This window comes from Pedobacter sp. UYP1 (assembly GCF_040547305.1).
Classification (GTDB): Bacteria; Bacteroidota; Bacteroidia; order Sphingobacteriales; family Sphingobacteriaceae; genus Pedobacter.
This window is the reverse complement of record NZ_JBEPPL010000008.1, coordinates 20,004-33,665: the sequence shown is the minus strand read 5'-3', so window position 1 is coordinate 33,665 and position 13,662 is coordinate 20,004. Positions and strand designations below refer to the sequence as shown.

Sequence of the window (13,662 nt, the reverse complement as noted above, 5' to 3'; positions counted from 1 at the left end):
ATGAGGTACTTAATCATAATTGCAATATTTATTGTTAGTTCCCTGAATGTTGATGCGCAGAACAGAGTTACCGGAACAGTAATTTCCGGCACTGATGTAAAACCTTTAGCTGGTGTAACTATCAAAATACTGAATAAAAAGGCAACTGTATATACTGATGATAATGGTTTCTTTAGTCTGTTACTAAGTGCTGAGACGGATACGCTGGAAATCTCACATATAGGTTATAGAAGTAAGAAAATAGCTGTTATGTCTATTTCTAATAAACCACTGCTTGTGAAACTTATCCCCCGGGAAGAGGTTTTAGAAGAAATCAATGTCGTTTCATCTGGTTATCAGAAATTGCCTAAAGAAAGAGCAACTGGTTCATTTAGTTATATTGGCCAGAAAACATTTAATCAGCAAGTTGGGACAACTGTTTTATCAAGATTAGAAGCTGTGGCAAACGGAGTATTTGCAGATCGCAGCACAATGGATGGAAATGGCGGGCTTGTGGTAAGAGGATTGAGTACTATCAGAGGGCCAAAGGAAGCTCTAATTGTATTGGACAACTTTCCATATGAAGGAAACCTGGATAATCTCAATCCAAATGATGTTGAAAATATTACAGTCTTAAAGGATGCTGCTGCTACTTCCATATGGGGAGCGAGGGCTGGTAATGGTGTAATTGTAATTACTACCAAAACAGGGAAATTTAATCAGCCTTTAACTATTGATTTTAATTTGAATAGTACGATAATCAGCAAACCAGATTTGAACTACATTAAGCAAATTTCTTCTGCTGATTTTATTGGTATGGAGGAATTTTTATACAGTAAAGGGAAATATGAGGATCAAATCAATTCTGCCAGCAAACCTGGGATTACACCATTAATTGAATTGTTAATAAAAAAAGATAAAGGACAATTATCGGAGGAAGCTTATAATTTGGCAAAAGCTAATTTAAGGTTAATTGATACCAGGAATCAATATAGCAAATACATTTACAAGCAAGGTTTGAATCAGCAGTATGCGCTGACACTAAAAGGCGGCTCAACAAACCATACCTGGAATATAGCTACAGGATATGATGATAATTCTTCAACGCTGGATGAAAAGTATAGCAGGGTTAATTTGCGGTTTCAAAATACACTTAGACCAGTTAGAAACTTAGAATTAGCTGCTGGGATTTTTTATACTCAAAGTAAAAGTAGTTCTGGTAGGCCAGCGTATGGGGAAATCAGGTCTGGGTCAGACCTGTACCCTTATGCGCGTTTTGCCGATGAGCAGGGAAATCCGTTATCAATCATGAAAAATAGGCGGGTAGGCTACCTTGATACCTTAGGTAGTGGAAGGCTATTGGATTGGAAGTATTATCCGTTGGAGGATTATAAAAACGTGGTAAATACAGTGTCTACAAACGATATAGTACTCAATGCTGGTGTAAATTACCGATTAATAAATGGATGGTCTGCTGATGTAAAATATCAATATGAACAGCAGCAAACTAAGGGTGGAAATTTGAGCAACATCAATAGTTATTTTGCCAGAAATCTAGTCAATACTTATACTCAAATTGGTGCTGACAATCTGGTCAGCTATAAAGTTCCAAAAGGTGGCATACTGGACTTGTCTGATAATTTTTTACAAACCCATAATTTAAGAGGGCAATTAAATTATAACGGGCAATGGGGTAATCATCAGGTAAGTGCTATAGCTGGTGGTGAACTCAGAAATTCGAGAACAACTTCAGATCAGAGCAGGACTTATGGTTATGATGATCAGTTGCTGAATTACGGAAATGTAGACTATTTGACTCCATTTCCAGAGCTTATAGGAGGTGATTTAAGTTATATCACTGATCAAAGAAATCTGGAAGAAAACGTGAATCGTTTTGTCTCTGCTTATACAAATGCTTCCTACGCTTATGATGGGAAATATACAGTCTCGATGAGCGTGAGGAGTGATGCTTCTAATCTTTTTGGTTTGAGAACAAATGCCAGATGGAACCCTTTATGGTCTGCGGGCGGCTCATGGGAACTAAGTAAAGAGGGGTTTTATAATTTGAACTCAATTCCTTATTTAAGAATAAGGACTACCTATGGAGTAAGCGGAAATGTTGATCCGGCAATGAGTGCAGTCACCACAATCGTTTATAGAGGTAATTCTGTGTATAGCCCGTCCCCGTATGCGAGATTTAGTAATTTCAGTAATCCTGATTTAACCTGGGAAAAATCTGCAATGTTGAATCTGGGTCTGGATTTTAGATTGAGTGGCAATCGCATCAGTGGAAGTCTGGAGTATTTTAATAAGCGTGGTTCCAATCTATTTGGTGAAGCGCTGCTTGATTATACGGGTGGGGTTGGTTCGTCTATCGTAAAGAATGCAGCCAGCACAAAGGGATATGGTGTTGATGTAGAATTGAATAGTATTAATCTAAAAAGGGGTGGTTTTAGCTGGACAAGTAATTGGAATGCGAGTTTCTATAAAGATAAAGTCACACAATATTATTTAGCTGAACAAAATGTAAACCAGTTTGTGAATGCAAACCCGGTAATTTCAGGTGTTACTGGTAAACCAGTTTTTGCTATATATTCCTATAAATCGGCGGGACTTGATCCTTTAAATGGTAATCCAAGAGGTTATGTAAATGGGGTGGTAAGTGATGACTATAGCTTACTAACGGGATCAACCGCAAAGTTAGAAGACTTGGTTTATCATGGTTCTGCTTTACCAGTTTTTTACGGATCTCTCGGTAATACTTTTACTTATAAAGGGTTGAGTTTAACTGTAAGGCTTACTTATAAATTAGGTTATTATTTTAGAAAACCTTCTGTTGATTATACTAATTTATTTGGTAATAATAATGGGCATTCTGATTATGCACTTAGATGGCAGCGACAAGGTGATGAGTTGCGAACCGATGTTCCCTCGATGATTTATCCAAATAATAGTTCCAGAGATAATTTTTATGCAGGTTCTGAGGTATTGGTAGAAAGAGGTGATCATATCAGATTACAGTATGTGAACTTATCCTATGAGCTTGATCGTGAAAAAGTCAGATTTCTACCTTTTAAAAGTATGTCAGTTTATATCAATGGGGCAAACCTTGGTCTGATCTGGACGGCTAACAAGGATCGTATTGATCCTGATTATCAAGGTCAAAATATGCTCAAACCTTCAAGGAATTTTTCATTGGGTATCAGAGCTAACTTAAATTAAATAGACTATGAATCGATTATATAAAAATATATCAGCTGTTCTATCGATCAGCTGTTTAATTTGTTTTTTAGGCTGTAAAAAATTTCTGGATGAAAAAACCAATAAGAAATTAGCTGTTCCTACAACTTTGAATGATTTTCAGGCCTTGCTCGATGATCCGTCAGTAACAAATTTCTCTTCGCCTATAAGTGGTGAAATAAGTTCTGATGATTATTATCTGACTGATGCGAAATGGAATGGATTAGCATCTCTGCAAGAACGGAGAATGTACATCTGGGAAAAGGATAATCTGTTTGAAAGTGGTTTTAATGACTGGCGAAATGTTTACAGCGCAATATATAGTTACAATACTGTTTTGCAGGGGACAGATAAAATTCCCAGGGAAGTAACTAATGCTGTTGAATGGGATAATATAAAAGGACAGGCGCTTTATTGCAGGGCAAACAGCTATTTGGAAGGAGTAATTATTTGGGGGCTTGCTTATGATGAGTCAACAGCCGGAGTCGATTTAGGAATGCCTTTAAAGACAAATACAGTTTTTAGTGAAAGTTCCGAAAGAGCAAATATACGGCAAACGTATGAGTTGATTATTCAGGATCTGAAGGCTTCTGTTGTATTGCTGCCTATGATTCCTCTGTCTAAATTCAGGGCTTCAAAACCAGCCGCCTATGGCTTACTGGCAAGAACCTATTTGTCAATGCGTGATTACGAAAATGCCTTTGAATATGCTGACTCATGTCTATCTCTAAAAAAAGATATATTAGATTTTAACACACTTTCTTTTACAGGAACTTATCCTTTTAATTTTGATAACAATACTGAGGTTATATATTATAAAGGGATGAGAACACTGCCTATTATTTCTGGTACGATGCCCATTGTGTTGCCAAATAGTTTGGATAACTATAATGTGGCAGATCTTAGAAAGCAGATTTTCTTCAAAAAGAATCCTGATAATACTTACCGTTTTAGGGGTGGTTATAGTGGAAGTACTCCTTTTAGCGGATTAGCGACCAATGAAATATTCTTGATTAAAGCGGAATGTTTGGCTAGAAAGGGAGAGGTGATGAAAAGTATGGGAGTAATGAACGGATTATTAATTAAGCGCTGGAATAATGCAAAGATTTATGTTCCTTGTACTGCCGCTAGTTCTGCTGAGGCATTAAGTATTATTTTGAAAGAAAGAAGAAAGGAGTTGATAATGAGAGGGCTGAGATGGATGGATATTAAACGGTTAAATAAGGAAGGTGCTAATATTGCTTTAAGCAGATCTTTAAATAATAAGATTTATGAGCTTTTGCCAAACGATCTGAGATATGCACTACCAATTCCGGAAGATGTAATTAGTTTATCAGGGATGGAGCAGAACAAGAGGTAATAATTAAAGCCAGGGATAGCCTTTTGAACGGTTATCCCTGGCTTTCTGATTAACAATTACTTATCTTCTCTTTTAGAAAGTGAATCGTTGATAATCTGGTTGTTAGTATGTGTTTCTAAATAATTGGCCAGAGTTTGTCCAGCTGAAACTTTAATTTCACATGGTGTTTGTTCTACACCCCCGCAGGTATAATTATCTGTGTCTAACTTGAGCTTCCAAGCCCCTAAAGTCCGCATTTTACTATTGTCACTTCCAATAAAAAAATAGGAGGTATCAAACCGATTCGGATTTACACTTTTAAAAGCACTCTGTGTAAATATTAACCCACCTGCTATCACTACTACCGTTAATCCGAATGTATTTACATTCTTAAAGAATTTATTCATAATATAAGTATTGCGACAGATCATTTATAATGCGCTGTCTTTATTACCGTTCAGAAACCTGGAAGCTCCATTCTTTCGGGCTAAATATTAATTCATCGTATTACAGCTGAGCTTGTTCGCTGTTCCTGATATTTCTTCAAATTTTGGCGGCTCTCCTTTCTTTTCTACTGTTAAACATTCGGTTAGTTAAGAAACATGGCTATTATTGATCATTGTTCTTTTCAGTAGGATGCCCGTTAGAGCCAGTAAAAGGAAAAAGGTATTAAAAATGAGGTGTACACTGTAACTCATGTGTTTGAGTATGCCACCACAACTGCAAGGGATTCTGCCGAATATTCCTGTCATCGTAATTGCGATATAAATAGTAAATAAGGCGAGCAAAATAAGAGAAGCGTAAAATCCTGTTAACCTTAATGGCTTATAGAGTAATATCGCTACGATAAATATCTCCAGAACAGGTATTACCCATACCAGGATCAGTGCAATAGATTCAGGAAATACCTGGTTCAGCATTTCTGATTTGCTCTGAGTAAATTCGGTCAGCTTACTCAATGCCGCATAGCAGAATAACAGGGCAATTGCAGTCGCAATTCCTTGCAATATGATTTCTTTTCTCATCCTGACTGATTTCCTTTTGGAAACTTAAATTAAATGTCGGAAGGATTGAATGCTATTACAGTTGCTTTTTGGTGGATTCGTATGCACCAACTGTTACATTCGTAATTGTCATTTGGTGAGTTGAATTAATCATTTGTTTTTTCTTAATCTTGATAAGGAATTTGCGCTTATACCTAAAAAGTATGCGATATCCTTCATTTTGGCATTGTTAAATAAGGAAGGATGCGTAGTGAACAATTGTAGATATTTATCTTTGCCACTTAGATGAAGTTTATTGGTCTGATATTCTTGTTTTGATGCTTCATAATGATCTCTGATTTTACTAAACAGGAGGTTTGTTTCTTTTTCCATTTTCTGATAATCATCAATATCCAGGTAGATTAAATGACTGTCTTCTAAGAGTTCAATAGAGCCTGGCGCAGCGGTCTGACTAAAAAATCCTGGAATAGTATAAAGTAAGTCTCCATTAAATGAAAACCATAAGGTTTGTTCCTGAACACCCGCATTTTTATCTTCTTTGAATTCCCTTGCCGAACCATTAATGATAAACCACAATTGGCTCTGTATTTCTCTCTGGTAAAGAATGCGGGTTCCTTTTGTATAAAACTCTTCAAACAAAATATCCATCAGCATCATTTTTACCACAGGAGAAATTGGCATTATTTTTTCTAAAACCTGAATCAACTGCTGGAATACGTGAGAGCTTATGGCCATTATCTTTACTTTAGTACAGGTGATTGGACTAATCGTTAAGTTTAGATCCGGCTACTTAAGAGGAGGGGAGATGAGTGCTTCAAGTAGTTATCTACAATATAACTAATTTATTGTTAAGTTTAATATTTGTGTTAGTAAGTTTATTTTGTTAATTTTTTATGGAGTGATTACTTTCGTTTTAATTTTAATTTCATTCCTTCATGACTGCTTATAAATCCTATTTTCTCATAAAACCGGATTGCATCAGGTCTTCTTTTGTCTGAAGTTAGCTGTACCATATGGCAACCTTTTTCTTTTGCTCTTTGAATTGCATATTCAAATACCTTTGTCCCGATACCCTGACCACGATATTCCGAACTCGTCCTTACCGCTTCAATCTGTGCTCTTAGTCCACCTTCATAAGTTAAATACTGAAGAAAGGTAAGCTGAAAAGTGGCAACTTTATCGCCATTCATTTCGGCTATAGTGAGTTCCTGATTTGGATCATTACAGATCTTTTCAAATGCTTCCATATACTTATCCGAAAGCACATTGTTTTCTCTTTCAGCTCCGAGCGTATCATCAGCTAACATTTCTAAAATATCCGGAAGATCCTTTTCCGTGGCTAATCTGAATGTTAATTCTGTGCTCATACCTCTTTTATTTTTAAAATTACACTTGTTCTGCTCGTATTAACTTCTGGATTAAACCCGATATTCATTAGGAAATCGCCCGAAAATACAACGTCTTTTTTTAACGTAGATTGTGTACCCGGATAGAGGTTAATCTCTTCCAGTTTATACTTCTTTTTCGCATCAAGTCCTTTTAATCTGATCGGTACTTTACTACTTTCACCATATCTATAATTAACCAGGTAATTAAACATAACTGCTGTTGATTTCGCAGCATCCACATACATTAGAGAAGCCATATTCTGCTCATGCGGATTAACCAGGCGATACTGATCGCCCTGCCAGATAACCTGCTTTAATCCATCATAACCTTTCACCGCATCCTGACAAAATTTTAAATCATTTTCCTTCAACTCACTCACTACAATATCAAATCCGAGTTTCCCCATCATTGCTACATCAGTCCTGAATTTAATCGGCTGTTTGCCCCAATCTGTAACATGGTTCGAGCTTGCAATAGCAGGGTAAAAGTAAGAATAATCCCACTGTATAAATATGCGCTCTAATGGATCAGTATTATCACTAGGCCAGAATTCTGTGAAATACTTCAACGCACCGTAATCTACCCGGCCACCGCCACCAGAACATAACATCATGGGCACAACCGGATACTTAGCCCTGATCCTTTCCAGTACTTTATACAATCCACGCACATACTCCACATAAAACTGTGACTGGTTATTTTTCAGATGAGCAGAATAAGCGTTGTAAATAACCGCATTACAATCCCATTTAATATAAGCCAGTTCAGGTGCTTTAATAAACAAAGAATCGACAATAGTGTAAACGAAATCCTGCACTTTAGGATTGCTCAGATCCAGCACCAGCTGATTTCTGAAATAGTGTTCTTCTCTGCCTGGTTGTTTGACTACCCAGTCCGGATGTTTAGTATATAAATCACTTTTAGGATTTACCATTTCAGGCTCAATCCAAATACCGAATTTTACACCATTTGCACTCGCATCTTTAACTAATGAACTGATACCATTCGGTAATTTCTTACGGTTTTCCTGCCAGTCACCTAAGCCAGCATGGTCATCATTTCTAGGATGATTATTTCCAAACCAACCATCATCCAATAAGAATAAATCTACTCCAAGATTTTTGGTCTGCTTTAATAAACCGCTCAACTTCTGCTCATTGAAATCAAAATAGGTAGCCTCCCAATTGTTTAGCAAAGTCAGTCTGTTTCCTTTGCCATCAAGCAGCTTATAGTTCCTTGCCCAGCTTTGTAATTTTCTGCTCGCTTCACCTTTTCCCTGGTCAGAAAAAGTATATAAAAATGCAGGAGTCGCAAACTCTTCATCCGGCTTTAATTGATAAGCAGATGCATAATTGTTGATGCCAGCAATAATTCTCAAATTATCCTGAAAGTCTACTTCAAAGTCAATTTTGAAATTCCCGCTCCATTCCAACGCACCGTACAATACATTTCCCTCATCTTCGCCCGCTGGCTTATCTAATGATATCATAAATACTGAAGGCATAAACAAGTTTGCACGTGTTCCTAACTTCGTATCCAATGTTTTTATACCATGCGTCAACTGCGATTCTTCCGGCTGCATTTCTTTAGCCCAATCCCCATGAAACTGCTTCAGCCAGTAGCTTTTAGCTTTAAGATATAAATTTGCTGAGGCAAACTTTTGTAATGTAACATTCCCTTTCTCATGGTGTTTAATTACGCTCCACTGCTCAATTATATCCTCCTTATAATAAGATTTATAATATAAAGTAACTTCAAAATTGTAAACAGGATCTTTCAGTAACACCGATAACAAAGAAACATTATCATTTAATTTAGTTTGTTGATGACTCACATATCTTAAATCTAAAGACAGGTTGCCATCTGTATGAATTACTGAAATAGCAGGTTCTACCAGGTTTTTTGATCCTGCTGGAGTATAGGCAGAATTCAGTAAACCACTATAATCTTCTGTCTGCTTATAAACGCTTTTGATAAAATCATACTCATGAGCATTAGTTAGTTTTTTACCTAAAAAGATGTTCTTTAAATTCTTGCTTTCATCGGCCTGTAAAACCATTGCATTATGCGCTGTTTCTATAGGGATGATAACATTTTGTGCCCGGCTTTGATTGGCTGATGCGATCGTAAACAAGGAAATAAAAAAGGATTGCGATAAAATGGATTTGAATAGTTTGTTCATTGAATTAAAATCTTGTTTAGAATACGATTAGTTAATCAGCCTATAAGTTATTACTTATTCACAATAAATTTATACGATCAGGTTTCAGCGTGAGCTAAATGTTACACACCAGTAGTCCTGATTTCTTTGACCTGTCCGTTAATTTTCACTTTGACCTGACGTGGTTTTGCAGAAATAATGCGATAACTGATCACCTTTCCATCTTTCCAGTCAAAATCTACTGTAAAGTTTCCGCGGGCTTTCATGCCTTTCATACTGCCCGATGATTTCCAGCTATCTGGAAGAGCTGGTAAAAGTTCTATAAAACCAGCATGGCTTTGTAAAAGCATTTCGGCAATCCCGGCTGCGGTACCAAAATTTCCATCGATCTGAAAAGGAGGGCCAGCAGATAATAGATTAGGATAAATTCCGCCTCCCGCACCATAGTTGATGTCAGTTTTATAGGTAGGTTTCATGATTTCTTTAAACAGCTTATAAGCCCGGTTACCATCATGAAGCCTTGCCCAAAAAAGTTGCTTATAAGCAATTGACCAGCTTGGCCCGTCATCGCCGCGAACGTCCAGTGTTTTCTTACAAGCTTCGGCTAAATCAGGAGTAGCTTCCGGAGTAATCAATGAAGCTGGATATAAGCCATACAAATGAGAAATATGGCGATGATGTATATCGTCTTCTTTGTAATCCTGCAACCATTCCATCAATCTGCCATCTTTGCTGATCTGACCTGCCGGAGGTAAGTCTTTCAGTTTTGCTGTCAGGGAATCACTAAATGCCTGATCCATCCCTAATAATTTAGAAGCGGTAATCACATTATTGAAAAGCTCTCTGATAATTTGGTTATCAATAGTTGGCCCTTCAGTAATACTCGCCTTTTTACCATTGGGCAGGTAAAAATCATTTTCCGGGGATGAGGAAGGGGAGGTGACTAACCAGCCTGTCTTGCTATCTTTTAATAACATACTGCTATAAAACTTTGCAGACCCTTTTAACACCGGGTAAATGGAGCGTAAATAATCCGTGTCTTCCGTAAAAGCATAATGTTCCCATAAATTATTACATAACCACCCGGAACCTGATTTGGTTATTCCCCAGGAGGCGCTTTCTCCTGGCTCTGTGAATCCCCAGATATTGGTGATTACGTGCGCCACCCAGCCTTCAGCATTATAATAAGCTTTTGCAGTTCTTTCTCCCGGTTTTACCATTCCTTTAACCAGCTCTGCAAGTGGTAAATTCAGTTCTGAAAGATTAGAAACTTCTACTGGCCAGTGGTTCATTTGAACATTCACATCCAGGTGATAATCTCCGTTCCAGGGGGTTTGAATCTGGTTAGCCCATAAACCCTGTAAATTGGGTGGTAGTAAACCAACCCTGGTACTGCTTATCGTTAAATACCTTCCAAATTGATAAAAAAGAACTGGTAGTTCAGTATCGGCATCAGGATTTTGATGAAAGCTGGCTAATCGCAAATCTGTTGGTTCTGAATTTCCAATAGCTAATTTGTCTGTCGTTTTATTTCCTTGATGCGCCCCTATATTTAAGCTTACTCTGTTAAATAATTTTTGATAGTTGGTGATGTGTTGTGCCCTTTGCAAAGCGTAAGTTTTTTTCATGGCAAGCTTCAGCTCATTTGCTATCTTTTGCGCATAATCTGGATTTTTAAAATCAGTAGCTGCGGAAACATAAATGATCAATTCTGATGCATTTTTTACAGTAATTGTGTTTCCTGTTGTACTGATCTTTCCATCAGTTGTCTGCGCTTTAACCTGAGCAAGGTATTTCATTCCGGGAGCATCATTGCCACTATTTAAGGTGCCAAACAATTGAAGTTCGTTTTCCTGCGCTGTTGTTACAGCTCTTTCCGGTCTGCTGATTGAAATTGTACAATTGATTTGATGCGCTTGATCAGTGGTAATCCGAATGATATTGATATCATCGCCAAAGCTGGTAAAATACTCTCTTTTATAATTTACACCAGCCACCGAATAAGTACAATTGGCGATGGCATTATTTAAAGAAAGTTCTCTTTGATAGTTATCAAATGATGGGGTTTTTGAAGTGTTTCCGGAATAAGTAAAGTCTACGCTTAAGTCTCCTAATACTTGATATTTACCAAATGGTTCACCTCCTGATCCAACACCTTTACAGATAAAATCTTTGTCTATCAAGGCTTGCGCTTCATCATTTTTTCCTTCGGAAAGAAGCTTCCTGATTTGTGGTAAACTTTTATAAGCTTCATAATTATTGGCATCCTGAGGAGCGCCAGACCATAAAGTGATATCATTAAGTACAATATGTTCCGTCTGAATACCTCCATCTGGCATCATCCCTAAACGGCCATTACCTAAAGGCAATGTTTCTTCCCATTGCTGGGCAGGCTTAGTATACCATAATCTTAAAGGAGTTTGCTGAGCTTTAAGTAGTGCATTCTTTGATTTTAACGGAGTCTGCTTTGATTTTAAACTAACTTGCTGAGCTACGGCCTGATAAGATAGTAAAGCGATAATAAAACTGATATAAAGTCTATTCATAATTTAATTCTTTAAGAAATATACTATCCGGCATGCATTGCCTTGACTGTTAATATTCTTTGTTCGATCAATTGATATGTTTAAAACGTGGTTGCCTTTTTTCAGGCCACTGCCTAATACTAAATACCATGGTAAATGCAGTGATTTACTCCAGGGGGTAAACAAGTCTGTTTGTTTTTGCCGCGCCCCATCTATAGCATAGTTGATTATTCCTGCATCCGGGCCGGAAATGATAGCGATACCAATTGCATCTCCTGTGAAATGTAGTGAAAGATTAGCTCCTGGATGATCAGTATTTAATACCGGAACATTGACAAAACCTGCTCTTGTAGCTGCACTATCTGAAGGTGCCCAGTTTGGATCGATCTTCCAATTTGCATCATGCTTTGCATTGGTTATTGCAACATAACGGCCATTGGAAAAATTGTATTTGTCGAGTTCCTTTGGTAAGGAAGTGACCATACTGTCAGGTTTACCTGTTTTTTGATGAATTCTTGGACTTTGGTTGGAATTAAGGCGATAATCAGCATCTCTTTTAAAACAAAAATTCAAAAGGCTTTTAATTGTTGCAAAATATAATTCCTGTCCATAATAGGAGGGATGAAGGTCTTTAAAATCATCTTCCCATGTAAACTCTTTATTTCTGATCTTATCATGTACCTCTTTGGCCAGATTTATTGACGGTAAATGATAGTGCTCTGCAATGCGTTCATGATTGGCAATTTCAACAGGTATTAACTGCTTACCATAGTCTCTGTTTTTATCCGGATCTGCAAATTCCATCAGCATAATATCCATCAAAGGATTATTCTTTTTGGCCTGTCTGACTATCCCTTCTAATGCCCTTGCCTGAGTTAGACTATCCGTACCATTTGCACGGTCATTCACAGCAGCTTCTACGAATAACAAATCTACTTTTCCCGAATCAAGCACATCCCGCTGAAAGCGGAAAGAATGCGGCAAGCTTCCCAGCGAAGGGATACCTGCTGCAATAAAATGAAATTGGGTTTCAGGAAAACGTTCCTTTAAATAAGCAGAAACTTTCTGTCTCCATCCCGGATTGTAAGTGATCGAGCCACCCAAAAATGCAACAGTAGCTTTCTTGGTGTGAGTGACTATACGGTAGAAATTATTCAACCCATTTCTGATTTTAAAGTAATCACTATAAGGTAAAACCTTTCTGACCGGATAACTATTGGAAACTATAAAGTCTGCGTACTTAGCTGCGTCATGAATCGGAATATGGTGTCCATTCATCTCCTGAGGACTATCTGTGATAGGATAAACCAATGCCGGGCCACCCAGATAAGTATATCTATGTACAAAGATATCTAGATTCTCTTCTCTTGGAGCCAACCGATCATTGATACCGATTACATTTAAAACTGGTATTTTAAAAGCGGCTAATCCCTCCAGATGGTCAATTGGGTTATCCTTAAAAACGATAGCCTGTTGTTCAGTAAAACGATAAGCTTCTTTCAGCTGTTTCCAGGAATCCGCATCCCCCTTGCTCTTTCCTTTTCCACCGGGCCAACTTTTAAAATCATATACCGGAGTTTCTGCATAAATGCAACTCACTTTATCAGGATTGCGTTTTGCCCAGCCTATTGCATATAGCGCACCCCTGCTTACCGCTTCTAACGCTGGCTTTTCAGATAGCTTTAAGGAGTCAGTTGCATAACTATAAAATTGATCCCAGATTTGTAAATCAGCAGGACTTCCATACGCATCAGCTGCATTCACATAAGCAATATAAAAACCCCTGGTCAGTAACAAACTATCCATTTCTGTATGCCAGTCTGGAAAGGAAGAGCGCCACACCCATGGATTGCCAGGCAATGCTTTTGCAGGTTTCACGGTATAAGCCGAACGCTTATTGATGGTCGTATAAGTCCGTTCGAAACCCTTCCATTTATCCTTTTCAAGAAGAGGTGAAGTCTGGCTTATAGCTTGACTACTAAATAAAATCAGCAGGAAAAATAACTTATAACTTAATCTCAATTG

The 13,662-nt window shown here is 37.6% G+C and carries 9 protein-coding genes; 2 read left to right on the top strand and 7 right to left on the bottom strand.

Annotated elements, in window-relative coordinates:
- Positions 1–3,201: a SusC/RagA family TonB-linked outer membrane protein gene (locus tag ABIB30_RS16340; protein WP_354303792.1), complete on the top strand. Its 3,201-nt coding sequence runs from the start codon at positions 1–3 to the stop codon at positions 3,199–3,201.
- A gap of 7 nt (positions 3,202–3,208) precedes the next feature.
- On the top strand, positions 3,209–4,579 hold the full coding sequence (locus ABIB30_RS16335) for a RagB/SusD family nutrient uptake outer membrane protein (protein ID WP_354303790.1): 1,371 nt from the start codon (positions 3,209–3,211) through the stop codon (positions 4,577–4,579).
- Between the two features lie 56 nt (positions 4,580–4,635).
- Here ABIB30_RS16335 and ABIB30_RS16330 read toward each other — a convergent pair whose 3' ends face one another.
- The 7 genes from ABIB30_RS16330 to ABIB30_RS16300 all read right to left on the bottom strand — a co-directional run bounded on the left by ABIB30_RS16330 (position 4,636) and on the right by ABIB30_RS16300 (position 13,659).
- Positions 4,636–4,965 (bottom strand): hypothetical protein, encoded by a 330-nt coding sequence (locus ABIB30_RS16330; RefSeq protein WP_354303788.1) that lies wholly within the window; start codon positions 4,963–4,965, stop codon positions 4,636–4,638.
- A 186-nt stretch (positions 4,966–5,151) separates the two neighbouring features.
- Positions 5,152–5,583, bottom strand: a complete 432-nt coding sequence (locus ABIB30_RS16325) for a MauE/DoxX family redox-associated membrane protein (RefSeq protein ID WP_354303786.1) — start codon at positions 5,581–5,583, stop codon at positions 5,152–5,154.
- A gap of 129 nt (positions 5,584–5,712) precedes the next feature.
- Positions 5,713–6,297 carry a Crp/Fnr family transcriptional regulator gene (locus ABIB30_RS16320; protein ID WP_354303784.1) on the bottom strand — a complete coding sequence of 195 codons (585 nt, stop codon included), beginning with the start codon at positions 6,295–6,297 and terminating at the stop codon, positions 5,713–5,715.
- A 167-nt stretch (positions 6,298–6,464) separates the two neighbouring features.
- The gene (locus ABIB30_RS16315) at positions 6,465–6,929 is read right to left on the bottom strand and encodes a GNAT family N-acetyltransferase (RefSeq protein ID WP_354303782.1); all 465 of its coding nucleotides are present in this window, start codon (positions 6,927–6,929) and stop codon (positions 6,465–6,467) included.
- Positions 6,926–9,133: an alpha-galactosidase gene (locus ABIB30_RS16310; protein ID WP_354303780.1), complete on the bottom strand. Its 2,208-nt coding sequence runs from the start codon at positions 9,131–9,133 to the stop codon at positions 6,926–6,928. The genes ABIB30_RS16315 and ABIB30_RS16310 overlap by 4 nt, the downstream gene beginning before the upstream one ends.
- Before the next feature lie 101 nt (positions 9,134–9,234).
- Entirely contained in the window at positions 9,235–11,658 is a 2,424-nt protein-coding gene (locus ABIB30_RS16305; protein ID WP_354303778.1) for a glycoside hydrolase family 95 protein, read from the bottom strand.
- 3 nt (positions 11,659–11,661) lie between these two features.
- Complete coding sequence (locus ABIB30_RS16300; protein WP_354303776.1) at positions 11,662–13,659, bottom strand: SGNH/GDSL hydrolase family protein; 1,998 nt, start codon at positions 13,657–13,659, stop codon at positions 11,662–11,664.
- Positions 13,660–13,662: the final 3 nt, after the last annotated feature.

Excerpts from the sequence above, each read along its gene's own strand:
- ABIB30_RS16310 (WP_354303780.1), bottom strand. The coding sequence starts at position 9,133 with ATGAACAAACTATTCAAATCCATTTTATCGCAATCCTTTTTTATTTCC.
- ABIB30_RS16330 (WP_354303788.1), bottom strand. The coding sequence starts at position 4,965 with ATGAATAAATTCTTTAAGAATGTAAATACATTCGGATTAACGGTAGTA.
- ABIB30_RS16315 (WP_354303782.1), bottom strand. The coding sequence starts at position 6,929 with ATGAGCACAGAATTAACATTCAGATTAGCCACGGAAAAGGATCTTCCG.
- ABIB30_RS16320 (WP_354303784.1), bottom strand. The coding sequence starts at position 6,297 with ATGGCCATAAGCTCTCACGTATTCCAGCAGTTGATTCAGGTTTTAGAA.
- ABIB30_RS16340 (WP_354303792.1), top strand. The coding sequence starts at position 1 with ATGAGGTACTTAATCATAATTGCAATATTTATTGTTAGTTCCCTGAAT.
- ABIB30_RS16305 (WP_354303778.1), bottom strand. The coding sequence starts at position 11,658 with ATGAATAGACTTTATATCAGTTTTATTATCGCTTTACTATCTTATCAG.
- ABIB30_RS16325 (WP_354303786.1), bottom strand. The coding sequence starts at position 5,583 with ATGAGAAAAGAAATCATATTGCAAGGAATTGCGACTGCAATTGCCCTG.
- ABIB30_RS16335 (WP_354303790.1), top strand. The coding sequence starts at position 3,209 with ATGAATCGATTATATAAAAATATATCAGCTGTTCTATCGATCAGCTGT.